Annotated in this window: 17 protein-coding genes and 5 tRNA genes; 20 read left to right on the forward strand and 2 right to left on the reverse strand. The window is 39.9% G+C overall.

All coding sequences use genetic code 11. From position 1 onward, the window contains the following. The first annotated feature begins 86 nt into the window (after positions 1-86). The 17 genes from NLX78_RS12745 (at position 87) to NLX78_RS12825 (ending at position 20,039) form a co-directional block, all read left to right on the forward strand. Positions 87-167: transfer RNA gene (locus NLX78_RS12745), tRNA-Leu, on the forward strand. Between the two features lie 10 nt (positions 168-177). After that, positions 178-252 (forward strand) — tRNA-Gly (locus tag NLX78_RS12750). A gap of 5 nt (positions 253-257) precedes the next feature. Further along, positions 258-334 (forward strand) — tRNA-Arg (locus NLX78_RS12755). 20 nt (positions 335-354) lie between these two features. Beyond that, a tRNA-Pro gene (locus NLX78_RS12760) sits at positions 355-428 on the forward strand. Positions 429-437: 9 nt separating this feature from the next. Further along, a tRNA-Gly gene (locus tag NLX78_RS12765) sits at positions 438-508 on the forward strand. 737 nt (positions 509-1,245) lie between these two features. Next, on the forward strand, positions 1,246-4,038 hold the full coding sequence (gene ppc / locus NLX78_RS12770) for a phosphoenolpyruvate carboxylase (protein ID WP_250260341.1): 2,793 nt from the start codon (positions 1,246-1,248) through the stop codon (positions 4,036-4,038). 191 nt (positions 4,039-4,229) lie between these two features. Then, positions 4,230-4,796 carry an RNA polymerase sigma factor SigW gene (sigW, locus tag NLX78_RS12775; RefSeq protein WP_016818747.1) on the forward strand — a complete coding sequence of 189 codons (567 nt, stop codon included), beginning with the start codon at positions 4,230-4,232 and terminating at the stop codon, positions 4,794-4,796. A 150-nt stretch (positions 4,797-4,946) separates the two neighbouring features. Continuing rightward, positions 4,947-5,570 (forward strand): anti-sigma factor, encoded by a 624-nt coding sequence (locus NLX78_RS12780; protein WP_013312128.1) that lies wholly within the window; start codon positions 4,947-4,949, stop codon positions 5,568-5,570. A 222-nt stretch (positions 5,571-5,792) separates the two neighbouring features. Next, a complete protein-coding gene (gene cdaA / locus NLX78_RS12785) occupies positions 5,793-6,626 on the forward strand; it encodes a diadenylate cyclase CdaA (RefSeq protein ID WP_013312127.1) in 834 nt (277 codons plus the stop codon). Next, positions 6,623-8,092, forward strand: a complete 1,470-nt coding sequence (locus NLX78_RS12790; protein ID WP_254350587.1) for a CdaR family protein — start codon at positions 6,623-6,625, stop codon at positions 8,090-8,092. The genes cdaA and NLX78_RS12790 overlap by 4 nt, the downstream gene beginning before the upstream one ends. Before the next feature lie 60 nt (positions 8,093-8,152). Beyond that, positions 8,153-9,493 (forward strand): phosphoglucosamine mutase, encoded by a 1,341-nt coding sequence (gene glmM, locus NLX78_RS12795; RefSeq protein WP_013312125.1) that lies wholly within the window; start codon positions 8,153-8,155, stop codon positions 9,491-9,493. Positions 9,494-10,126: 633 nt separating this feature from the next. After that, positions 10,127-11,959: a glutamine--fructose-6-phosphate transaminase (isomerizing) gene (gene glmS, locus NLX78_RS12800; protein WP_061832056.1), complete on the forward strand. Its 1,833-nt coding sequence runs from the start codon at positions 10,127-10,129 to the stop codon at positions 11,957-11,959. A 301-nt stretch (positions 11,960-12,260) separates the two neighbouring features. Continuing rightward, positions 12,261-13,088, forward strand: a complete 828-nt coding sequence (locus NLX78_RS12805) for a TnsA endonuclease N-terminal domain-containing protein (protein ID WP_254350588.1) — start codon at positions 12,261-12,263, stop codon at positions 13,086-13,088. A gap of 11 nt (positions 13,089-13,099) precedes the next feature. Next, positions 13,100-15,208, forward strand: a complete 2,109-nt coding sequence (locus NLX78_RS12810) for a Mu transposase C-terminal domain-containing protein (protein ID WP_254350589.1) — start codon at positions 13,100-13,102, stop codon at positions 15,206-15,208. 13 nt (positions 15,209-15,221) lie between these two features. Continuing rightward, a complete protein-coding gene (locus NLX78_RS12815; protein WP_254350590.1) occupies positions 15,222-17,000 on the forward strand; it encodes an AAA family ATPase in 1,779 nt (592 codons plus the stop codon). A gap of 49 nt (positions 17,001-17,049) precedes the next feature. Next, positions 17,050-18,213: a TnsD family Tn7-like transposition protein gene (locus NLX78_RS12820; RefSeq protein ID WP_254350591.1), complete on the forward strand. Its 1,164-nt coding sequence runs from the start codon at positions 17,050-17,052 to the stop codon at positions 18,211-18,213. A 428-nt stretch (positions 18,214-18,641) separates the two neighbouring features. Beyond that, complete coding sequence (locus NLX78_RS12825) at positions 18,642-20,039, forward strand: TnsD family Tn7-like transposition protein (protein WP_254350592.1); 1,398 nt, start codon at positions 18,642-18,644, stop codon at positions 20,037-20,039. A gap of 90 nt (positions 20,040-20,129) precedes the next feature. Here the strand turns inward: NLX78_RS12825 and NLX78_RS12830 are convergent, their stop codons facing one another. Beyond that, entirely contained in the window at positions 20,130-20,462 is a 333-nt protein-coding gene (locus tag NLX78_RS12830; protein WP_254350593.1) for a hypothetical protein, read from the reverse strand. Between the two features lie 689 nt (positions 20,463-21,151). Between NLX78_RS12830 and NLX78_RS12835 the strand changes: the two genes are divergently transcribed. The 3 genes from NLX78_RS12835 (at position 21,152) to NLX78_RS12845 (ending at position 22,429) form a co-directional block, all read left to right on the forward strand. Beyond that, complete coding sequence (locus NLX78_RS12835; RefSeq protein ID WP_254350594.1) at positions 21,152-21,403, forward strand: hypothetical protein; 252 nt, start codon at positions 21,152-21,154, stop codon at positions 21,401-21,403. Positions 21,404-21,572: 169 nt separating this feature from the next. Continuing rightward, positions 21,573-21,812, forward strand: coding sequence for a hypothetical protein (locus NLX78_RS12840; RefSeq protein ID WP_254350595.1), 240 nt, complete (start codon positions 21,573-21,575; stop codon positions 21,810-21,812). 209 nt (positions 21,813-22,021) lie between these two features. Continuing rightward, positions 22,022-22,429, forward strand: coding sequence for an HNH endonuclease (locus NLX78_RS12845; protein ID WP_254350596.1), 408 nt, complete (start codon positions 22,022-22,024; stop codon positions 22,427-22,429). Positions 22,430-22,518: 89 nt separating this feature from the next. Here the strand turns inward: NLX78_RS12845 and NLX78_RS12850 are convergent, their stop codons facing one another. Further along, positions 22,519-23,928 (reverse strand): toprim domain-containing protein, encoded by a 1,410-nt coding sequence (locus NLX78_RS12850; RefSeq protein WP_254350597.1) that lies wholly within the window; start codon positions 23,926-23,928, stop codon positions 22,519-22,521. Positions 23,929-23,950 lie beyond the last annotated feature (22 nt).

Consider the following 23,950-nt stretch of genomic DNA (forward strand, 5'->3'; position numbering starts at 1 on the left):
AGCCATTAGCTCAGTTGGTAGAGCACCTGACTTTTAATCAGGGTGTCGAAGGTTCGAGTCCTTCATGGCTCACCATTGTATTACATGCGCGTGTGGCGGAATTGGCAGACGCACTAGACTTAGGATCTAGCGTCTTTGACGTGGGGGTTCAAGTCCCTCCACGCGCATCTTGTTTTTGCGGACGTGGCTCAGCGGTAGAGCATCGCCTTGCCAAGGCGAGGGTCGCGGGTTCGATTCCCGTCGTCCGCTCCATATTTGCGCCCTTAGCTCAGCTGGATAGAGCGTTTGACTACGAATCAAAAGGCCGGGAGTTCGAATCTCTCAGGGCGCGCCATATTTAAAAAAGTATAATATCGGGATGTAGCTCAGCTTGGTAGAGCACCTGGTTTGGGACCAGGGGGTCGCATGTTCAAATCGTGTCATCCCGATACTAATTTGCGGGTGTAGTTCAATGGTAGAACTTCAGCCTTCCAAGCTGATAGCGTGGGTTCGATTCCCATCACCCGCTTACCGATTACCTAGAAGCCGAAAGGCTTCTTTTTATTTTGTCCACATTACATTTACTTCTATGTATATAAGTTAATGCAGTTATGTCTCCTGTCATGCACAGTTGGGGATGACTTGTGCATATTATACATAGGCTCTTGTTACTATGACGTCTAGATCCCGAATTTCCCCTCAAGCGTACCCCTTTTCTCCTGCAGTAAGGCTAATTTCGTGATCAAATCCTTTGAATATAGGAATCCTATAGCTATTATGGTACGAATTCATGGTGATAACTCTGCATCTGCTCTTGCGTTGTGCACATTCCCATTTATTTATGTGGGTAAAAAGCGAAGTCTTAAAGAGGAAATGCCCTAGAAACACTGAGGATATGGCTAATTTGTGTATATCTTTGTGGATAGAAGGATAATGGGGTTGACTTTGTTAACAATTAATAAACATATACACATCATGTTGCATGAATTTGCACCTTTAAAACCACACTCTTTATAAGAGACTGTGCATAATGTTTCACGCATCACTAGTGTATACATTCATTTCTATTATAAATTTCATATTTTTGCATAAAAATCCAATATTTTCTCAAAAGAAGTATTTCAAAAACATGATTTTTTACTGTAAATTTTGCAGCTTTTCATGCGTTTTTATTGTATGATGTTAAGAAAGTGTCAAATTTCGTGTGTATACGTACCTTTGCTACAACTGTATATGGTGTGGAACAGATCAGATGGGGGGAAAAGCATGACTGAGCTTACGTTAACCGCTAACAAAAACCAATCCAACAATCTGCTGCGGCGGGACGTTCGTTTTCTAGGGAATATTCTTGGTGAGGTTTTGGTTCATCAGGGTGGCAACGAACTTTTGGATATCGTGGAGAAAATACGTGAGACAAGTAAATCGTTACGTGCCGGGTATCAACCGGAGTTGTATGAGGATTTCAAACAAATGGTCAGCGGACTGGATACGGATATTCGTCACCAGGTTATTCGCGCGTTTGCGATTTATTTTCAGTTGGTGAATATCGCTGAGCAAAACCATCGTATTCGTCGTAAGCGGGATTATGAGCATTCCGCTGGTGAAGATGTTCAACCTGGTTCCATTGAAAGTTCCGTTCAGGAGCTTAAACAAGGGGGCTTCTCCGCCGAGGACGTTAGCAACTTGCTGAATGAGCTCTCTTTGGAGCTGGTCATGACCGCACATCCTACAGAAGCGACACGACGAGTAATACTTGATATCCACAAGCGCATTTCCGAGGACGTCATGCTGCTGGATAATCCGATGCTTACCTTACGTGAGCGGGAACAGGTACGGGAGAATCTGCTAAACGAAGTAATTACGCTTTGGCAGACAGATGAGTTGCGTGATCGCAAGCCAACTGTATTAGATGAAGTAAGAAATGGAATGTATTATTTTCACGAGACCTTGTTTCATGTACTGCCAGATGTGTACCAAGAATTGGAACGATGTTTGGACAAATATTATCCCGAACAAAAATGGCACATACCCACTTATCTGAGATTTGGTTCCTGGATCGGTGGAGACCGGGACGGCAATCCGTCTGTGACAGCTCATGTGACTTGGGAAACGTTACGTATGCAGCGCAAGTTGGCTTTGAGAGAATATCAGCACACGTTAAAGGAACTCATGGGTTACTTGAGTTTCAGCACCAGCATTGTGCGAGTTTCCGATGATCTACTGGCTTCTATTGAAGAAGACCGTACTCATATTACACTTAAAAAGATGGAAGTATGGCATAACGAAAAAGAGCCTTACCGCATTAAACTGGCATATATGATTGCTAAAGTGAACAACATCCTGGATGAAAGCAAACAGGGTACCAATGAGCGTTATAATTCTGCGGAAGAGCTCATTGCAGACCTAAATGTTATTGACAACAGCCTGCGTCATCATTTTGCCGATTATGTGGCAAACACATATATTCAAAAGATGATTCGCCAGGTAGAGTTGTTTGGATTCCATACAGCTACACTGGATGTGCGTCAGCATAGTCAGGAACATGAAAATGCGATGACTGAAATTCTATCTAAAATGAATATTGTATCGGATTACAGTAAGCTATCAGAAGAGGAAAAAATAAATCTGCTGGAAAAGCTGCTGAATGAACCTCGTCCGATTACTTCACCGTATTTAAAATATAGCGATAGCACACAGGAATGTCTTGACGTATATCGTACGATTTATTTGGCTCAGGAGGAATTCGGCAAGCAGTCCATTACAAGCTACTTGATCAGTATGACTCAGGGAGCCAGTGACTTACTGGAGGTTATGGTCTTATCCAAAGAGGTAGGCCTGTTCCGCATCGAGAAGGATGGCACTGTTATCTGTACGCTGCAATCCGTCCCTTTGTTCGAAACAATAGATGATCTGCACGCTGCACCCGATATTATGAGAAGATTGATGAACTTGCCTGTATATCGACAATCTGTGGCTGCGATGGACCAGCTTCAGGAGATTATGTTGGGATATTCGGACAGTAATAAAGATGGCGGTGTGGTTACAGCGAACTGGGAACTTCGGGTCGCTATGAACAGCATTACGGAAGTAGTTAATGAGTTTGGCGTAAAAGTGAAGTTTTTCCACGGTCGTGGAGGTGCGCTGGGTCGTGGAGGAATGCCACTTAATCGCAGTATTTTGGCTCAACCTCCTCATACGATTGGAGGCGGAATCAAAATCACGGAGCAAGGTGAAGTGCTATCATCCCGATACTCGCTTAGAGGCATCGCGTACCGGAGCTTGGAGCAGGCAACATCGGCGCTGATTACGGCTGTGGCATATCATCGTTCCGGGAAGAAGGAAGTGTTTGAGGAGAGCTGGGAGGAGATTATCGCCCGCATTTCCCAAGTTTCACTGGATAAGTATCAGGATTTGATTTTCCGAGATCCGGATTTCTTCAACTTCTTCAAAGAATCTACACCGTTGCCTGAGGTGGGCGAGCTGAATATTGGATCTCGTCCGTCCAAGCGCAAGAACAGCGAACGTTTTGAGGACTTACGCGCCATTCCATGGGTTTTTGCATGGACACAAAGCCGTTACTTGTTACCTGCATGGTATGCGGCTGGAACAGGTTTGCAAAGCTTCTATCAAAACAATGAGGATAACCTCAAAGTGCTGCAAACGATGTTTAGGGACTCTGCTTTCTTCCGGTCACTTATTGATACACTGCAAATGGCAATCGCTAAAGCGGATTTACTGATTGCAGAAGAGTACGCTGGGATGTCGGATAACGAAGAGGCCCGGCAGCGTATTTTCGGGCAGATTTCAGCGGAGTTCAAGCTGACATCTGAGTTGATTTTGAAAATAACTGGACAATCCGAGATTTTGGATGACGTGCCGGTTATTCAGGAATCTATCCGGTTGCGTAATCCTTATGTCGATCCGTTAAGTTACTTGCAGGTTCAATTGCTAAGTGAGCTACGGGAGCTGAGGGATCAGAACGGTGATGACACTGAAATGCTGCGTGAGGTATTGTTGACAATTAACGGAATTGCAGCAGGCTTAAGAAATACGGGCTGATATAGTACGGTTGTACGAAAACAGGCAATCGGGTACTCATGGGGTGCCCGATTGTGCTGTTTGTATATTGATGGCAGGCGTGCTTGCAGTTAGTAACAATACTACAGTTGATTTCTGGATAAAATTAAACTACGATGAATAATCATAAACATGTAATAAGTAACCCATCAGCAAGTCTGGGGGAGTATAGAGTGGATAATATGGAAAGCCGCTTGGTAAGGCTGGTACAGAAAGGCGATCAGCGAGCTTTTGCGGAGTTAGTCGAGTTATATAAAGATCGGATTTTTCATCTTTCCTACCGGATGCTAGGTAATCGCCATGAGGCGGAGGATCTGGTGCAGGAAACTTTTTTGCGTGTGTATCGTAATTTGGAAAAATATGATCATGGACAGAAGTTCTCAACCTGGATTTATCGAATTGCTACAAATCTGTGCATTGATCGTCTGCGAAGGAGAAAACCTACATACTCACTTGATGCTGAAATGAATGATCAGGAAGGTGTCGATGGGTACGCCATGCTCGCCAGTGAAGAGCTTACCCCTGAGGGGAGTACGCTTCTGTCCGAAACGCAGGCTTTGATTCATGACGCCATTGACAGCCTTCCAGATAAATACAGAACGATTATGGTTTTACGGTACTTGCAGGAGCTTTCCTTACAGGAAATCAGCGATGTGCTCAATCTCCCAGTTACCACTATTAAGACAAGAGTACACAGGGGGCGGGATTTTCTGCGCAAAAAACTGGAGCACAAGCTATAGATCATACGCATAGATTCTAGGAGAAAAGTCTGCATAGATGTTTTTATGAAACATAATGCTCGTTGTAACGTATGTAAGATGAGCAAAGTTTCTAAGCCGGAGCATGTTATGTTGAGAAACACGGAAGAATATTAGAAAGGATTGGCTCATATGGATTGCAAACAAGCCGTCTCTTTTATGCATGACTATCTAGATGGCGACCTGTCTGAGCAGGACAAACATGAGTTGGAACAGCACTTGTTAGACTGCCCGGAATGCCGCATGCGTTTTAAAGAGCTGGAGCGGACGGATGCGATGCTTTACGGTACACGCTATCATCAAGTGCCGTGTGTATCGGATGAGCTGACATTTCGCATTATGAATGCTTTGCCGCCGCATAAAAGACAGACTGCGGTGCCTATGCTGACGTGGGTGAAAAGGCATCCCGCTGTAACAGCCGCTGCCTTCTTCCTTATTGTTATATGCTCAAGCATGGCCAGCTTTTCTAGCACGGACCATCAATTGGTAGTCAAAGGAAGCCAACTGGATCAAGTCGTTATTCAGGGTGATACTGTGATTGTGCCTGAAGGGAAATCCATTGCCGGAGATTTAACAGTGCAAAATGGTGAAGCCCGTGTATACGGTGATGTGGAAGGAAATGTAACTGTGATTGATGGTTCTTATTATCAAGCGTCCACCGCCCATATTGCAGGACAGGTTAAAAGTATTGATCAAACCTTGGATTGGATTTGGTACAAGGTTACTGATTTATTCGGGGGACCCTCTTCTCCATAAAAGAAGCTTGAAATGGCAAGGACAATATCGAGCGCCTCTTTCCGCTGGAAAAGGCGTTTTTTTTGTATATGAAGCTGGCGAATTGTACTGTATTTTACTGATTTTAGCGGTTCTTTTGTCACACAGCTTGCAACGTGAGCCTGATCGTTATAACCTAGATAGAGAGAGCATACTGTGTACATATTACACCCACTCACTACAGAAAATTGCGGGGGCATGCGCATGTTGGATTATTTTGCGGACCTGACTTGGAAAGAGTCCATTAAAGATATTATCGACATTTTGATCGTAACCTATATTATGTATCAGCTTATTTTACTTGTTCGCGGAACGCGTGCAGTTCAATTGTTGAAAGGGATTCTGTTTCTGGTTGTCATTTGGGCGGTTAGCACCTGGTTTGATTTGTATACGCTCAAGTGGTTGATGAACCAGATGTTCACCTTTGGTGTGGTGGCTATCTTTATTATTTTTCAGCCTGAGTTGCGTCGTGCACTGGAGCAGTTGGGGCGTGGCAAATTATTTGGGCGTTCGTCTGCGGATGATGAAGAGATTAACAAGCTAATCGGAGAAATGATTAAGGCGCTGAATTATTTATCACGTAGGAAAATAGGAGCTTTGGTCGTATTTGAGCGCGAGACAGGGCTAAACGAATATACGGAGTCTGGTATCAAGACACAGGCCGTAGTCAGTTCTGAACTGCTAATTAACATCTTCATTCCTAATACGCCTTTGCATGATGGTGCGGTGATTATTCAAAATAAACAGATTGCTTCTGCGGCCTGTTATTTGCCATTATCGGAAAATCCGTTCATCAGCAAGGAGTTGGGAACCCGTCACCGTGCTGCGATTGGGGTGAGTGAGGTAACGGATGCCGTAACTGTCGTGGTATCGGAGGAAACAGGGCAAATTTCTTTGGCCATTAATGGACAGGTCGTGCGCGACATTAAGGAAGAATCCCTAATCTCCAAGCTGTATGAGGAGTTGCGGCCAACACCGTCTTTGAAGGAAAAACGCGGCTCATTCTGGAATCGGAGGGGAGGCCGTGGAAATTCATGATGGACAAATGGATTAACAATAATACGATTTCCAAGATATTGGCGCTTGCGGTTGCTGTCCTGCTGTGGGGAATGGTCCATCTAGATACAGGTACACCTTCATCTACGCTGACCGTTTCTTATAATAATAAAGTGATTGATAATGTGGGCATTCAGGCTAGTGGTCTGGATGATTCAAAATATGTATTGTCTACCATGGATACTGACCATGTTAAGATGGAGGTTAGAGGACAGCGCTCTGTGCTGACTTCTTTTTTCGCGGATAATTATCAGGCAAAGCTAAACTTAAACGGCTTAGGAGCAGGTACTAAAACATTGTCACTCGAACCGGACTTGCCGGATGGAGTGGAGTTGGTGTCTATGACTCCTAACCGTGTTACAGTGACGATTGAGGAAAAACAAACGAAATCATTTAATGTATCTATAGTTCCTAAAGGAAACCCAGATGGGGGACTGCAGCTTGGGAAGCCTGTAATTGCTCCTCAAACCGTGATGGTTACCTTGCCTAAAAGCCAGTTGAGTACCGTTACTGCCGTTCAAGGGGCTGTTAATACGGATGGTATCTCAGAAAAGTTTGAACAGAAGCGTGTAAAACTGAAGGCTTATAACAAAAAGGGACAGGAACTTACAGGAGCGGTCATTGAGCCATCCACTGTGTCCGTTGAAATTCCTGTAACTCAGCAGGCGAAATCTGTGCCTGTTAAGATTGTCTATGCTGGAGAGTTGCCAGACGGATTGGCGCTTTCTAAAGTCAATGCAAACGTGAAGGAAGCGGCGGTGTATGCATCGCAGGATGTATTGAGCAGCCTCAGCTCTTACGTCACGGCTACATTGGATTTAAGTCAATTCACGGAAGCGGGGACTCGTACAGTTCAAGCTAATTTGGCAGCCCCCTCAGGTTCTGATAAAATCGAGCCAGGGTCAATACAAATTCAGGTGACCGTCGTCCCTTCCAATGAAGTCACAGATACGGAACGGACGCTGTCAGGCATCCCAATCGTTTTACAAGGTGCAGGAGATAAAGCGACTACGACTGTTACAGCACCCGTAGGTAAGACGATGGATGTTACTGTGAAGGGCCCGCAGGATATGGTAAACAATTTAACCAATGATGATATTAGTTTGGTGGCAGATGTAAGTGGCCTCGCGGCTGGTCAACACGAGGTTACTCTGAAAGTAGGCTTGCCTAAATATATTACGCAAGCCGGAAATGCTGGCCAACTAAAGGCAACGGTCAACATTGAGAGCCCTTCTACGCCTGCTGTAACGAATCCGAATAGTGAGAATGAATCAAACCCCTCTGGTAGTGGCGAAAAGGAGCAGGAGAGGCCACAGGAGGGGCAAGGCAGTCAAGGTGGGGATTCTGACGCTAAGACCGGGGACAACGCAGCTGCGGAGGATAAAACAAATCCTCATAACGGCGCAGATTCTTCTGCGAATGGAACCTCGGAGAACAGTCAGCCATAACATGTTTTATCTGTAGTAAATAATCAAGATTTATTAGACAAAAAAAGGGAGTCATTTTACATGGGGAAATATTTTGGTACAGATGGTGTACGAGGCGTTGCTAATCAGGAACTTACAGCCGAACTGGCATATAGCATTGGCCGCTGCGGCGGATATGTTTTAGCAGGTAATGTAGAGAAACCGACAGTTGTTATTGGTATGGATACACGGATATCCGGACTGATGCTCGAATCGGCTCTTGTAGCCGGTTTGCTGTCCATTGGGGCTAATGTGGTTCGTCTAGGTATTGTTTCGACACCTGGGGTGGCATATCTTACACGTCAATTGAAAGCAGACGCTGGTGTAATGATCTCAGCATCACACAATCCAGTTGAAGACAACGGCATTAAGTTTTTTGGCGGTGACGGTTTTAAATTGACAGACGAAACGGAATTGAAAATTGAAGAGCTCATGGATGCAAAAGAAGACCAACTGCCTCGTCCGATTGGCGGTGGATTGGGAACGGTTGTTGTAGACGAGCATTCTCGCTACGATTATCTGGAGTTCTTGAAAACAACAATTAGCCATTCTTTTGAAGGGTTAAAAATTGTACTGGATTGTGCTAACGGAGCAGCTTATGAGCTGGCACCGAAGCTTTTTGCAGAACTGGGAGCTGAGGTACACACCATTGGTGCCGAGCCGAACGGTTTGAACATCAATGATCATTGCGGCTCGACTCATCCTGAAAAGCTGAAAGAGGAAGTACGCCGCTTGAAAGCAGATATTGGTTTGGCCTTTGACGGCGATGCCGACCGTCTAATCGCGATTGATGAGAACGGGGAAGAGGTAGACGGCGACTATATTCTCTGCATTTGCGGAGATGCAATGAACCGTGCGGGAAAACTCAAGGACAGCACCATTGTATCGACAGTGATGAGTAATATCGGTTTTTATAAAGCTACTGAAAAGCTGGCACTCAAGACTGCAAAAACTGCGGTCGGGGACCGTTATGTGATGGAAGAAATGCGACGGGGTGGATTTAACCTAGGCGGTGAGCAGTCTGGTCATGTTATTTTCCTGGATCACAATACGACAGGCGATGGCATGCTGACTGGGATTCAGCTGGTAGATACCTTGAAAGCATCCGGCAAGAAAATGAGTGAGCTAAAATCGCTCATGAAACAGTATCCGCAAGTGCTCGTAAATGTGCGTGTGCAGGACAAACGCAATTACGAAGGGAATCCTGCCATTGCAGAAGCAATTGAGCAGGTGGAACAACAATTGGGCGATAATGGGCGTGTATTGGTCCGTGCTTCAGGCACAGAATCACTTATTCGTGTGATGGCCGAAGGCCCGGATAAGGACGAACTGGAGCAATTTGTCGGTCAGATCGTAGATGTCGTGAAGAAAGAATTAGTTTAAAATTTTGTAAACGTCGGTTGCCTGTGAAAAAGAAGCAGGCAACGGCGTTTGCGGTTATTTACTAACGATTTATGGCCTTCATAGTGTAATAATGAATAAAGTGTCATTGCCAAATGATACTTAGCTGAATATAATATAGGGATGCTGTGACTCAGATAGAGAAAGCGAGGGTTGTAAGGTAACGTAATACAAGCGCCAGAGCTTGATTTTGTGCGGGGGGAACTTGGTGGAGAAGCAACGGATTCAGTTGAGATAAAGTTGCTCGCAAATCGGTTCACGACAAAACAAGCTGACGAGGTGAAGGTGTTCGAAACATTCGGCGGGGACCTTCCGGTGAAGCATCAAGCCGTAAACCGGCAGCGGAAAATGAGCAGGCAACTGTTTACACAACGCACCGGTAGATGCTTTTATTATTTTATAACCTAAATTATAAGATTCATTTCATGAATGTGCGGCCATCATCATTGGCGTGCGCGGTTTGGGAATTTCGTTACATTCGTGAAGAGATGCCTGTAAATTCTATAGTTATCATTGACAACTTCATAGATGAATGAACTTTATTCCACAATCTACCGCACACGTTAGTCCTGTGATGAGTCGTCTTGTGAAATGATGATCGGGAGGATAACGAATATGTGTGGCATTGTAGGATATATTGGTAATCAGAATACGCAAGAGGTATTGATTGACGGATTGAAAAAGCTGGAGTATCGCGGTTATGACTCTGCGGGTATTGCCGTGTTTACAGATTCAGGATTGCAAGTAGCCAAGGCTAAAGGTCGTCTGGCTAATCTGGAAGCTAAACTGGATGGTACGCCGTTGGTAGGCCATGCAGGTATCGGACATACACGTTGGGCAACGCACGGTAAGCCTTCTGATGAAAACTCCCATCCACATTTGGATGAGAGCCAAAAGTTCTCTGTAGTTCACAACGGAATTATTGAGAACTATCTGGAGCTGAAGGAGCAGCTGATCAGCGAAGGTCATACCTTTATTTCCGAAACGGACACGGAAATTATTTCTCATCTGGTTGCGCGTGAATATAAAGGGGATATCGTTAAAGCAGTACAAAAAGCAATTACCTTTATGCGCGGTGCTTTTGCACTGGGTGTGCTGACAGAGCACGAGCCTAATAAGCTGGTTGCTGTTCGTCAAGCTAGCCCGCTGGTTATTGGTGTGGGAGAAGGCGAGAACTTTATCGGTTCCGACATTCCGGCTATTCTGAAATATACACGCAATGTATTTATTTTGAACGATGGCGAAATGGCTGTTTTGACCAGTGATGCTGTCGAATTAATGACAATCGAAGGCCAATTTATTTCTCGGGAAATGATTCATGTCGAATGGGATGCTGTAACAGCGGAAAAAGGCGGCTATGAGCATTTCATGTTGAAAGAAATTCACGAGCAGCCTAAGGCTTATCGTGACACAATGTTGGGCCGTATCGATAAAGATACTAAAAAAGTTGTTCTTCCTGAGCTGAAGCTGACAGAAGAACAAATTAAAAATATCCGCAACATTCAAATTGTTGCGTGTGGTACAGCTTACAATGCTGGTTTGATTGGTCGTACAGTTATTGAAAGTTTGGCTCGTATACCGGTAGAAAATGATGTGGCTTCCGAATATCGTTATCGTTCACCTATCGTAACACCAGAGACATTGGTGATCGTGGTGAGCCAATCCGGTGAAACTGCTGACACGTTGGCAGCCTTGCGTGAAGCACAAGCAAATGGCGCTCATGTACTGGCGATTACAAACGTAGTCGGCAGCTCCATCGCCCGTGATGCAGATGATGTGTTGGTTACACTGGCAGGACCGGAAATTGCCGTAGCCTCCACTAAAGCATATTCTTCACAGTTGATTGCGTTCTATCTGTTTGGTTTGTATCTCGCTCAAGTGCGTGGCACACAAACGGATGAGCAAGTGGCTCACGTGCTGGCTGCTATGGAATCCCTGCCAGAGCAAGTGGAAGAGATGCTGGGTAAAGCAGATGCGATCAAAGCCTATGCTGAGCAAATTGCAAGCCACAAGCACCTGTTCTTTATTGGTCGCGGTCAGGACTATGCTGTAGTACAGGAAGGCTCCCTGAAGCTCAAGGAAATTTCCTACATTCATTCCGAGGCTTATGCTGCGGGTGAATTGAAGCATGGTACACTGGCATTGATTGAAGACGGCATTCCGGTTATCGCTTTGGTAACACAGGAATCCGTGTTGGAGAAAACCGTGAGCAACATTAAGGAAGTCAAGGCTCGTGGTGCAGATGTTCTTGCGATTACGTACGAAGAGCACGCAGTTGAGTTGCTGAAGTCCGTGGATCAGGTATTTGCCATTCCGAAGACACTTCCAATTCTGTCTGCTGCAATTTCAGTTGTCTCTCTCCAACTGTTGGCTTACTACGCTTCTCTTGCACTGGGTCATGATGTTGATAAACCACGTAACCTAGCGAAAAGTGTTACTGTAGAATAAGTTTTAAGTTGCTTTTATGACTTTTTGTTCAGTTACATTAAAGTTGGTTCCTAGACATTATAGTTGGTTTCTTTACATTATAGTTAGTACTTTTACAATAAAGTTGGTTTCTATATGTTTAAATTAATCGGTTTATGGATATAAATTTGGTATAAGCAACTAGAACAAGCATAAACAACCTAATTGAATGGCTTCGTCCTTAAAAACAACAAGGACGAAGCCATTTGTGCGTTTTTATAGCTGAAACGTTCAAATGAACGTTCATTAATGGAAGGAAGTGTAAGTTATGACTCGGCGCAGTATGAGGATAGCAAAGTTACAAGAAAACTATATAAAAAAGGGGAGAGGGCAGGGAATCGGTTCAGATTACACTCCATTCATTCAAGCACACGATAATAAAATCGCTTCTGAGGGATGGTTAACTCGACACAAAGGATGGAAAACAGGGCGAATTCATCACACTTTATCTGAGCATGAACGAAAGTATTTATATTTTTGTGAATGGTGGGATGAAGTTGTGGATATACGAGAACAATGGCCTTTACTACCTATAGATAAGACAATAGAAATTGCTGAACAACTTGGAATCAAACACGCAAATATTGATGGTACACCAGTAGTTATGACTACTGACTTTAGGCTTACTATTAAAACAAAATCAGGACTACTCGACGTCATTAGGACTATAAAGCCTTGCGAAAAGTTAACTGATCGTACATTAGAATTATTTGAAATCGAGAGAATTTATTTTGCTGAGCAAGGAATTGATTGGTGTATTATCACTGACAACAAGATCCCATCAATTCTTGTTAAAAATATCGAATGGCTCTCTGAAGCAAAGTATTTGGAAACAAGACCAGGCGTGAACGAAGAATTAACCACTTTGATATCAGATGGGTTACTTGAAGTTATTATTCAAGATAAAGGCCAAACCTCTATCACAAATCTTTGCCTTCGTACGGATAAAGAATATTCACTTGAGAGAGGAACTTGTATGTTTATCATGCAACATATGTTGGCGAACAAATGGTGGACAACGGATATGCACAGCCGAGTCATTAAAGAAAGTGAACCCCTACTCGTAACAGAAATAGAGAGTAAACCTAACTTTACCAAATCAATTCGATAAGGAGGAAACTAATGATACAGTTTGTTGTAAATTCAGTAATTGAGAGATTGGATGAGAATCTTGAAACAGAGCAGCTTCTTCGTGTGTTGTGGATAGACGAAGAGGGAGATCAAGTAGTAGTTATGAGTATAGAGAATAATCGAAAAATGGAGTTTCCCTTTATAAATTCATATAAAAGTTTGATTCAGGAAATTGAATTGAATAGGTGTAGAGTTACTGAATTAGAAGCTGATATGCGATTATTATCACCTGATGAGGATTATTTAGAAAAATACAAACAAAATCGAGATCGTATATGGAATATTATAAAGGATATCGTGATTCAAGAGCCTGAAATTTTCATCTCAGAAAAAAGAGGAGAACTTATCCATCAAGCTCATTTAAATTCAGGGAAATCAAAAAAAGTTATAAGAAATTACTTAAAAAAATATTGGTTTTATGGAAAATCTAGAAATGGTCTGCTAAATAATTATTTTGATTGTGGTGCTCCAGGTAATCAACGAGTTTACAAGAAGAAACCTGGGCCCGTCTCTTCCAACAGATATCTGATCACGGAGGCCGATATTCAAAACTTCAAATCGGCTATACGTATTTTTCATATACGCCAGGGAATGAATTTAACGACAACACACGAAAGAATGTGTGAAACATACTATAAAAGAGGTTTTTATAGAAAGCATGGTGTAAGGGTTCCGATTGTTGATGTGGATAGATCTCCAAGCTTACGCCAGTTTAGATATTGGTATACACAAAATACAACCTCTTTTAATCGATATGCAAATAATTATGGTAGACGCCGGGCAACCATGGACGTTCGTCATATGAAGGGAAATGCCTCAGAAAAAGCTGACTATGTGGGCGCACTTTTTGAAGTAGATGCAACTCGAGCTGATATTTTACTGGTTTCATTTGACCGTAAGACGATTCTAGGAAAACCAGTGCTATATGTAGTAATGGATGTATTTAGTAGGTTTGTTGCTGGTTATCATGTAAGCTTGGCTTCAGAGTCTTGGTTTGAATCTATGGTGGCTGTAGAGCATGCTGGAACGAGCAAGGTTGAAAACTGTGCACAGTTTGGTATTCATATTACGGAGGAAGACTGGCCCTGTCATTACTTACCTAAAAATCTAGTAGGAGATCGTGGAGAGTTAAAGTCACAATTATCCGAGAGATTCGTAAACCTGAATGTGGATGTCTTAAATGCTCCTTCATATCGAGGGGATTTAAAACCGTTTATAGAATCAACTTTTCATATCACTAACCAAACGATACGTCAATTACTCCCGGGTTCAACAGAGGCAAGGCAGATGGTAAGGGGAGATCGCGATCCTGCTCTAGATTCAGCACTGACCATTGAAGAGTTTAATAAATTCTTAATAATTTACTTTATGACATATAATAAGAGTGCTTTAAGTAAAGATTATTTACCATCAAAAGAAATGTTTACTGACCAAGTAGAGCTGACTCCATTGAAAGTATGGAACTGGTCAAAAAATAAACGCTTATTGCATGAAAAAACAAGAGATGAGCTCCGCTATAATTTACTACCACGTGGGCAAGCAAAGGTATCCCGATTCGGAATTGAGTTTAATAATTTGTTTTATACTTGTATGCTTGGGATTGAAGAGGGATGGTTTGAGGGAGAAAGTGTGGCTACAGTTGGAAATAAAAATATCGAAGTTACTTTTGATCCCAGGAATTGTAGCAATATATTTGTTAAACATAAAAAAGGGCTTATTGAGTGTTTTCTAACTGGAAAATCAAGAAAATATGAAAATTTACATTTTGATGAAGTAAAGAAAATTATGGAATATCGTGATAACCAAATTAAAGAACAGGAAAAAGTAGAAAAGCAGCATCGAGCTGAGTTTCATGCATTTACTGAAGAGCTAAACAAAGTAGCAAAGAAAAGTACAGCAGAGAATACGCAAAATAAAAGCTTCTACTCCCGTAAGCAAAATAAGCGTGAAGTTAGAACTGTGGATGGAAAAGTATGGGGAGCTAAAAACGCACTGACTAAGTCAGAGAATAAATTAGATAAGGAAGTTTCAAAAAATGAAGCTTCTAATGTAATTGACTTTCTCTCATCGGAGGAAAGGGAAGAAAAAGACTTCATTTAACAACGTATTAACGATGTTCAAGCGCTGTTTTCAAGAAAAAGTAGCGAAAGAAGAAGGAAGGATGAATCGGATGAACAACAAGATTGATGGATTGAAAGGAACTCACGTTTTAGCCAAGTACAATGAGCAAATCAATCCCAAGAATATAGGTAATCCTTTTATTGAAGCACTACCTGATAGAACAGATTTAGAAACTTTTATTGATGTCCTTTCTTCTTCTCCACCACGAGATAAAAAATTCAATAACTTAAGTAGTGAAGATCGCTTGGAATTTGTCCAACAAATTAGACCCGATTTCTGGTTGCCTTTGCCAACGCATTTTGAGAAGTATCTTAATCTCTACACAATGATCAAAATTGGATATCAATCACGAAACCCTCTCCATGCGATGTATAATCGACAATTTTCAATAGGCTGGGACGAGATTTTCAAAGCAGGGGTTGATGAGAATGGAGCAAATTTAGCTGGGAATATACAAACAGCACAGAGTCATGTAGAAATCGCGATTAATGGTTTTGGAAAATCACAACTTTATGAACGTATGTTGACGCAGCTTTTTCCGCAAGTTATTCATCACAGTGAGTATGATGGGAGGAATATCCCACTTACTCAAGTAGTTTGGATAAAAGTAGAGTGTCCATATAACAAATCGGTTGGTACATTTTGCAAAGTATTTTACATGGAAGTAGACAAACTATTAGGAACAAATTTCTATGAGAAGTTTGGTGAGAAACCAGGAAAAATTGATAAACTTGTACTCAATATGATTAAAGTAGCAGCACAAATAAATTTAGGTGTTTTAATTATCGATGAGATTCAAAAGATACAAAGCGCCTATTCTGGTGGTAAAGATAATATGATTGATTTCATTACACAACTAGTAAACACGATTGGCATTCCTACGATTCTTATGGGTTCGTTTAAAGCTTTATATCTTTTTAAAGATTCTCTTGCAAATACACGTAGAGGAATTCCGAGTGGTTATTCAGAGAGTATATCAGGATATATGCTGGAAGATAGCTGGGAGTGGAATGAATTTATTGAAAACTTATGGGATATTCAATATACCAAAAAGTACACGGAATTGACTCCAAAGTTGAAAAAAGCTATGTACTATTACTCCTTGGGTATACCAGACATAACAGTTAAATTATTTATTCATTGTCAATCAAAATGTATTGTGATGGGTGGCAATGAACAAATAAGTATAACATGTATTAAAGAAGTAGCAGAGCGAAGTCTAAGGTTGGTGCAACCCATATTTGATCGAATTCGCTCTGGTGATCCTGAAGCTTATAAAGATCTTGAGGACATTAAACCTGATTGGGTTCCTCTCAACGGCTATATTAGCGAGGTAAGTCACCGAATTCAAGTACATGGAAGTATTGCAGAAGAGCATGCTCGTATTCTTCAGCGAAAGGATAAAACGGAAGTTTTGAAAAAGTTGACTGAGTTTGCGATCGTATTGGTCCAATCCCCCTCGACGGCAGAAGAGCTTGCATACCGAGTTTACGATGCAAGTAATGGAATGGGGGATCTTACTGGTATGTTTGTACAAATAGCAGAATTAGCTTTACAAGGAGAGAAATCAGAAAAAGTTGCGAAGAAGATAAAAATAGCGTCAGAACTCCCAAAGAAATTAAGGACTAAGAAAGTTAGCCCTGATATGAGCGAAGATGACATTCGTTTTGTTGTTCAAATAGGACATAAGAAGGAACTAACTACAGAAGAAGCCCTTGAAGAAAAGGGATATATAAGGGAAGCCGACGAAATTCTTTCATATATAAAATGACTTAAGTTAAAATGTTTTGAAAACTCCAGCATGAGGTGAGTGTAACATTATGAAACTAATCAGTTTTCCTGAGATGTTCCCTGACGAAGATTTAAGAAGTATTTTGTATCGATACCATGTACGCTCTGGGAACGCAACATATAAGGAAACTCGTTATCAGATATTTGGAATTAATTCTTGCGCACTCATTCCCTTTCCAAGGGGAATAGGGCATCTTATTGATAAACTACCCATTAATAATAACTTTACTCTTGAGTATTTTTTATATAAACATACATGGTATGGACTATTTAAAGCCTTCATTACATCCACTCGCCATAAACAAAATTATCAACTATTTAAATATGGTTTGTTAGAGGGGCAAACCAATAAACATAAAGGGCGAATATATGCATCAACACGTTCCATTTTATCCTCTGTTGTTAAATACTGCCCTGCTTGTATTTATGATGATATACATACATTTGGAGAAATCTATGTTCATAGAGAGCACCAAGTATCGTTTTTAGTTACTTGTGATAGACATTCTGCGCGTCTTATTTCCAAATGTCCAATCTGCAATACTAATCTTACCAATGAAAAAACAGGTATATTGTTAAAAAGACCTATGTGCCGAAATGGGCATACCATCCCTATCGAATATCAAAAGAATATGGGGACTGAGTATAAATTGGAAATTTCATTATTACATGATCTTCTTTATTTAAGAGAAAATCATCATTACATTACAATTGATGATATTATATTTCGATTTAAGGAACATTTGTTTGAAAAAGGGTACATAACAATGAAAGGTGAAATTCAGAAAAAAAATCTTATATCAGATTTTATTAATTCGAAATTTGGATTATTGCTTAAAAATAAAGAGTTAGATAATGTTTACTTCAAAAATAGATTTCTGGATAGAGAAATAATGGTAAAATACATGGATTTTTATCTCCTCTTAGTTAGATTTTTGTGTGATTCATTCAAAGATTTTATTTCAAGAAAGATTCCCATATCTATAGATATTCCATTTGGGACAGGCCCATGGAAATGTGGAAATCCTAATTGTGAAAATTATGAGGTTCCGCTTATATCAATATGTAAACGTCATTTGGTTAATGGTCGTAGAGGTATTTATCACATGGAATTTCTGTGTATAACCTGTGATTATAATACCGTTATAGAGGGAAGTCCTACATCTTACAGAATAAGAATTAAAAAAGGTTGATTTAAATAACCAGCCGTCACTAATAAACTTTGGATTGGCATGAGATTAATAGGACTCAATATGATCGTTGAACGCAAAAATGCTTTAGGTAATTAATCACTCTAGGAGTAGTTATTACAAAGGAAAATGGCGTAATCTACCGGACTCGAATTTATTGAAAAATTCAAAAAAATTTCTTATTCGAAGTATCCTTCGTCACTATGAAAAAATAATTAACAAAGTCATCACGCAATTGACATCAGGCCAGTTTAAAGCTTAACTACATCCGCTCATAATACCAGAGGGAGATGCTGTAACAGTATCTTTTGAAATATCTAAAAGAGAAGGGGCTTTTGCGTATGTAATTAAACAATTACTTAATTGAATAAACATAATATTAGGGGAAATAATTGTAATGTTAAGAAGGCAAAATTCACGGGAGTGAGATTATGATTTTTTTCCCTTTTGTATTTGAGGATGAGATTCTTTATAGTGCTATGGCACGTTATCATTGGATTTCTGGAAATATAAATCCTAGAGCTTCAATGTTAGATATGTTTGGGTCACCGAATGTGTGTTCGACAGTACTGTTTCCTGCTAATTTAAAGGCTTTCTGCGAAAGACTCCCGTTGACTCATAAGTTGATGCCGGATGAAATAATTGATAATCATACATTTCTACCGTACTATGAACTATCTGTGCCTTATGAGAGAATTATAAAAATCAAAAATATTATGACTCATGAAAGAGGCACTTCAATATATATGTCTTTAGGTATTGCGGCAAGTGGAATAAAGAAAGGGGGATTATTAAAGTATTGCCCGATTTGTGCACACGCAGATTCAATGAAATATGGAGAGTCGTATTGGCATAGATCGCATCAAGCTGAAGGTGTGGTTGCATGTTATAAGCATGAGTGCTTTTTAATTGAGTCTAGTGTAAAACTCAACCAAAGACATAAATTTGAAATGATAACACTGAATAATTACATCAAATCTTTAGGAACAATTAATAAAGATGAAAGAAAGTGTTCTGCAAAAGAATTGTTTTTGGCACAGCAATCTCATGATCTTTTAAATATGAAGTCTAGAGTATTTGGCCTTGAAAGTATAAGAAAATATTACATAGATAAACTTCAAGAGTTGGATATAGTGACAACCGCAGGAAGAGTTAGGTGGATGGATCTAATTAGTCGATTCACTTACTTTTACGGTAAGGAATTTTTGCTTAGAGTAGATAGCTATATTGCTCCTGGAATTGAAGATACTTGGCTACATAAACTACTGCGGTTTCCAAGAGTGACTTGTCACCCAATGAGGCATATTCTCGTTTTAGGGTTTCTTAAGGAAAATGTTTTCTCGTTGGCAGCTAGCCTTACGCATGGAAAACAAAAAAACGTAAGAAATCAATACAAAAAAATTATTAAACCAACTAATACCTCTGCACAACTAAAACCTAAGCTTTTAAGGATTGATTGGGAAAAAAGAGATAAAGCAATAGCTTCTAAAATAGCACTAATAGCTGAAGAGATTAAAAATACTGGGCCTAGGTTGATCCGTGTAACGAAGACGGAGATTGGGAGGCAACTGAGAATGCAGTCTCTTTTAGTTAGAGCCATTCATAAGTTGCCTTTGACAAGTAAAGCGCTTAATGAGTCAGTTGAATCTTTAGAGCAATTCCAAATAAGAAGGATTCGGAGGACGGTAAAGCGATTGATAGAAAGACAACCTACTGTTTTACCATGGGAAGTGAAAAGAGCTGCTGGTTTAAGAAAAGCTTTTGAATTAAAGTATGATGAATTAATTAAGGAAGAGATTCAAAAACAGGTAAAACAATCGGAAATATGATATCAGCTGAACATTAACTAGAGTGGCCTTCAAACTTAAGCCAACTAAACCATCATAGAAGCTAAAAATGTCTTATAGTCAGTAAAAACTTTATTTATTCCAGCGAGATACTTGTTCTCTAATCTGTTGTTGTTTAGTTCTGTATTTTTTTAAGATTTGATCACTGTAATTTTTTTTGTCAATTTCATTCATAGCTTTGAATTTTTGCATGATTTGAGCAGCCTCCTTAGCGAATCCTTCGGGGTCGAGTTGACGCCTCATTTCGTTTCTTCCCCATGACTTTCCTTCATCCCAAGCCAACTGCAGTTGATATGCTACTTCATCAGCAAGTTCTTTAGAGGGGAGTTCCATAAGTGGAACATCCATAATTCCATCTGTTACAGTTACATAGTACTTGGAGTCCTTAGAAATGGAATAATACAAAATGTTCTCTCCCTTTAGAAATTTTCTTGAGTGTAACCCATACTTTCATATAAGGTCCGTTGTCAAATTCATTTGAATATTAGTCAGAGTGACAGGATACTTTTCTCATTCGTAATTTGATCCTTGTTAATATTGGTTATTCAACATTAATGATAATTTTTTCGTCGGCATCTACCATTCTGGACTGTTCAACAGAGGGCTAGTACAGTACCAGCAAGAAATATTGAGTTACTTACTGGGCTCAGGTGGTTTTCGAGCAATGAAGAGGCTATTGTCTTGGTGCTGATGGCGCTTACTGAAGCGGTCTACGTCCCGTGCACTATTCCACTTTTTCTGGAAAGGTAGCGAGGCACCTTTTGCGCTATTTAAAGCTCTTTTCAATGGACTTCTGGACCAGTAATCGTGAGGAGCTCGGCATTTAGCTTTACCCAAAGCGTTATTGCTCGTTGTTCGACCACCGTGACTGTCAGCAAAGCCTGACTTCGTTGGGCCTCTAGTCAACAGACCTGTTTTTAGATTGTATTTGTTAATCTGGGGAGAAAAGGTACACATCAGTTATTTCATTTTGTTGATTAATTCCTGAGAAATATAGATTGATGCTAATATGTCTATTTCGTTTACTTAAGGGCATACTGATTATGAGAATAAGAAGGGGGGAGATTAAGATCAATTATAAAGAAATATATAATTTGCATATTCAGCTTCTTGATGTATATGAGAGGAACCAAAAGGAACGCCATCCTTATCAAAAGGATATTAATTTTTATAATCGGCAGCTTAACTTCTTTTGTGAAAATATTGTTCAAAAGATATTTGTTTTAAACCAACTAATTAAAATTTATGAGAAGAATAGAGAACCTCAAATTAAGTGGTGTTCAGAGATTTATTATGCAAAATCTCATGAAGATTTAAAAAATAGAGTAAAAACAATAAGGGAGTAAATTTACATTAAATAGATTAGATCAATATATTCAAAAAATTAAATAAAGAGACCTAAGTAGCAAGATGATAAAATTTGTAGTTTATATTCAAAAGTGTGGTGAAAGAGTGAATTTGTGTAGTTGTTAAAAAAGTATGATTTTTTTAGTGTAATGAAATGGAGATTATGCGATGAAAGACCCTATTATAACTGATTACTTACAATGGATGAATGGGGAGAGGGGAATTAGACCGAGTGCAAGGGATTTTATTTATCTTCTACAGAAAATAAACAGTTATCAAGAAGCAAAATGGTTAGCCGGCGAATTCTCACGTTTAGGTAAAAAAACAACCAGATGGATGCTTGAACAGATGACTTATTTTGCTTTTTCAGTGGATGAATGTTTAGATTTACATAAGAAATTAGAGTAATTTAAGGTAAAACACTTTAGAAAAGTCAGGCCAGAAGCTGCTTTTTCTAGGCTATAATTCAACTGATAATAGTATCCGAAAATAGAAAACAAGCAGAGTATTTTTTTCAAGAAGCCGCGGGAAGGGGATTTTTCTAGGTAAGGGGCACTTAGATAATGCTGGTGATAAAGATTCATCTTATCTAATTTTGCAAAAATGGAAGAAACTCCATGAAGCAATTAAGCCCGATTTTAATATGGAAGCTAGGCTTTGCTAATATAAGCACAGAGCACTTGTATCAATTTTCAAAAAGAGCACTGCATATTTCCAGAGTGCGTGGAGTAATTTTTGATGTGTTCACGCGTAATTTGTATGTGGCCCTACTTGCAAAAAGATTGGCGTCGGGTAAATGTCAGCTTTGCTTAGAGGATGCTCCTTTCACAGATAAAGATGGAGTTCCTTATCTTGAGGCGCATCATATCCAATGGCTGTCTCGCTGCGGAGAAGACACTATCGAAAATACTATTGCACTGTGTCCCAATTGTCACAAAAAAATACACATACTGGACTTGCAAAACGATATTCAATTTCTTACTAAACGTAATATGTATTTAATAAGTCAACTTGTGACAAAGTAGATTTTATATTTTAAAGGTTTTATGTTTGCAATTCATTTTTGCTATTAGCATTAATTCATACCCCGCTTAGCATACTAGGCTTTCTATATTCAAAGTAATTGGATAATTTCTTGACTAAGAAGGGTATCAACATTAAATTCATCCAATAGATCAAAATATAATTCCTGTTCTGCCTTTTGTTTCGTATTTTTCATCCACTGGAGAGCTTGAAGGCAAGGTGATGGAAGAGGGGAGTTCATAAGTCGTTGAATTTCTTCAAGATCTTCATGAGACAAATTACTTTTTACAGGCAGATGCTCTCCCCAATCTTGAGAAAAACCAAAGAGATGTACGGGAATGTTTACGTCTTTTTCCGTTAGTTTCTTTTTTAAATTCATTGCGATAGATAAACCAAATGGATCAAAGTCAGGCCATATTGTAATTGTTTTTAAATTGTGAATTGAAGCGCGGCTAATGAGTTCTATTTCTTCAGAAGAGACAAATCCTTTACCATAAAGAACTGCCCATTTTTGAGTGTTAAGCCATTGGCTATCAATTAAAGTATCGAATAAATCTTTGTTTTCGATGATAAGCAGATATGGAGAATTCCAATAAACAATATTCATTTTATTTGTCATATTACGGGGCAAGGATAGACTACCTAAAAAACCTAGTCCGTAATTTATATAACCATTTAATTCCCACGCAAAATCTCCTGAGAACCAAATCCGTGTTTTGTTTGAGAAAATTCCAAATTCAGAAAGCTTTTTTCCTAGAAGTTTTTGTAATCGTTGCTTGTCATTTTCTTGAAGAGCTTTTGTGGATTTAAAATATCGTTGAGAGAACATTTTCCAGCTCATTGTTTTTTGCTTTTCAGTAAGATCATAAAGGGCAAAAAGTATTTGTATCATTCGTAAGGAACGAGGATGACTTTTATTTCTGTTAAGCTGTTCATACATAACTGATTTTATTTGTTGTGTTTGTGTTGAGATGGGTTTGAGTTTCTTACAGTTTATGAGAAGTAATTCCATTTCATCGTTATTGAAATATGGCTCCACATGAAGTAAACGGGCAATATCAAGGTGAAAAGATTCAAGATTAGCAAAAACGTAGGTAGGTTCCCAGGTTTGGATTCGATTCTGTAATTTTTTCTCCTGTTTCACGAGTAATCCCCAACTAAATAATGAATCGACAGCTTCATTAAATAATTGATAATCATACTCCAACAGCCATTTTGATTTCCATGCTTCCCATCTCTTATGTGTTTTAGATTTGAATAGATCTAGTAGCAAGGAGCGAGTCAGCTCCAGCATTTCTCCTTCTTTTGCACTTCCCAAAGATTGAGGCATTTTAGAGGCGCCATACCGAATACGTTCAGGAAGAGTAGCAGTCCGTTTGAGTCCACAATACTTGCACTTTTGAATCCTGATTTTATGTTGGACGTAAAATTGATCCTCAAGTTTGATGGGTTCCCATACAGTAGTAGTCTTGTAATTATGTTTTCCTCTTTCGCATAACATGACTCGTAACCCCTTACTATTA

Origin of the sequence: Paenibacillus sp. Lou8.1 (genome assembly GCF_024213565.1) — a bacterium.
Classification (GTDB): domain Bacteria; phylum Bacillota; class Bacilli; order Paenibacillales; family Paenibacillaceae; genus Paenibacillus; species Paenibacillus polymyxa_B.

What these genes read in the sequence shown, in the direction of transcription:
- NLX78_RS12820 (WP_254350591.1), top strand. Translation starts at nt 17,050, where the DNA reads ATGAAACTAATCAGTTTTCCTGAGATGTTCCCTGACGAAGATTTAAGA.
- NLX78_RS12840 (WP_254350595.1), top strand. Translation starts at nt 21,573, where the DNA reads ATGAAAGACCCTATTATAACTGATTACTTACAATGGATGAATGGGGAG.
- glmM (WP_013312125.1), top strand. Translation starts at nt 8,153, where the DNA reads ATGGGGAAATATTTTGGTACAGATGGTGTACGAGGCGTTGCTAATCAG.
- NLX78_RS12850 (WP_254350597.1), bottom strand. Translation starts at nt 23,928, where the DNA reads ATGTTATGCGAAAGAGGAAAACATAATTACAAGACTACTACTGTATGG.
- NLX78_RS12825 (WP_254350592.1), top strand. Translation starts at nt 18,642, where the DNA reads ATGATTTTTTTCCCTTTTGTATTTGAGGATGAGATTCTTTATAGTGCT.
- glmS (WP_061832056.1), top strand. Translation starts at nt 10,127, where the DNA reads ATGTGTGGCATTGTAGGATATATTGGTAATCAGAATACGCAAGAGGTA.
- NLX78_RS12810 (WP_254350589.1), top strand. Translation starts at nt 13,100, where the DNA reads ATGATACAGTTTGTTGTAAATTCAGTAATTGAGAGATTGGATGAGAAT.
- NLX78_RS12845 (WP_254350596.1), top strand. Translation starts at nt 22,022, where the DNA reads ATGAAGCAATTAAGCCCGATTTTAATATGGAAGCTAGGCTTTGCTAAT.
- NLX78_RS12805 (WP_254350588.1), top strand. Translation starts at nt 12,261, where the DNA reads ATGAGGATAGCAAAGTTACAAGAAAACTATATAAAAAAGGGGAGAGGG.
- NLX78_RS12790 (WP_254350587.1), top strand. Translation starts at nt 6,623, where the DNA reads ATGATGGACAAATGGATTAACAATAATACGATTTCCAAGATATTGGCG.
- cdaA (WP_013312127.1), top strand. Translation starts at nt 5,793, where the DNA reads ATGTTGGATTATTTTGCGGACCTGACTTGGAAAGAGTCCATTAAAGAT.
- ppc (WP_250260341.1), top strand. Translation starts at nt 1,246, where the DNA reads ATGACTGAGCTTACGTTAACCGCTAACAAAAACCAATCCAACAATCTG.
- NLX78_RS12780 (WP_013312128.1), top strand. Translation starts at nt 4,947, where the DNA reads ATGGATTGCAAACAAGCCGTCTCTTTTATGCATGACTATCTAGATGGC.
- NLX78_RS12815 (WP_254350590.1), top strand. Translation starts at nt 15,222, where the DNA reads ATGTTCAAGCGCTGTTTTCAAGAAAAAGTAGCGAAAGAAGAAGGAAGG.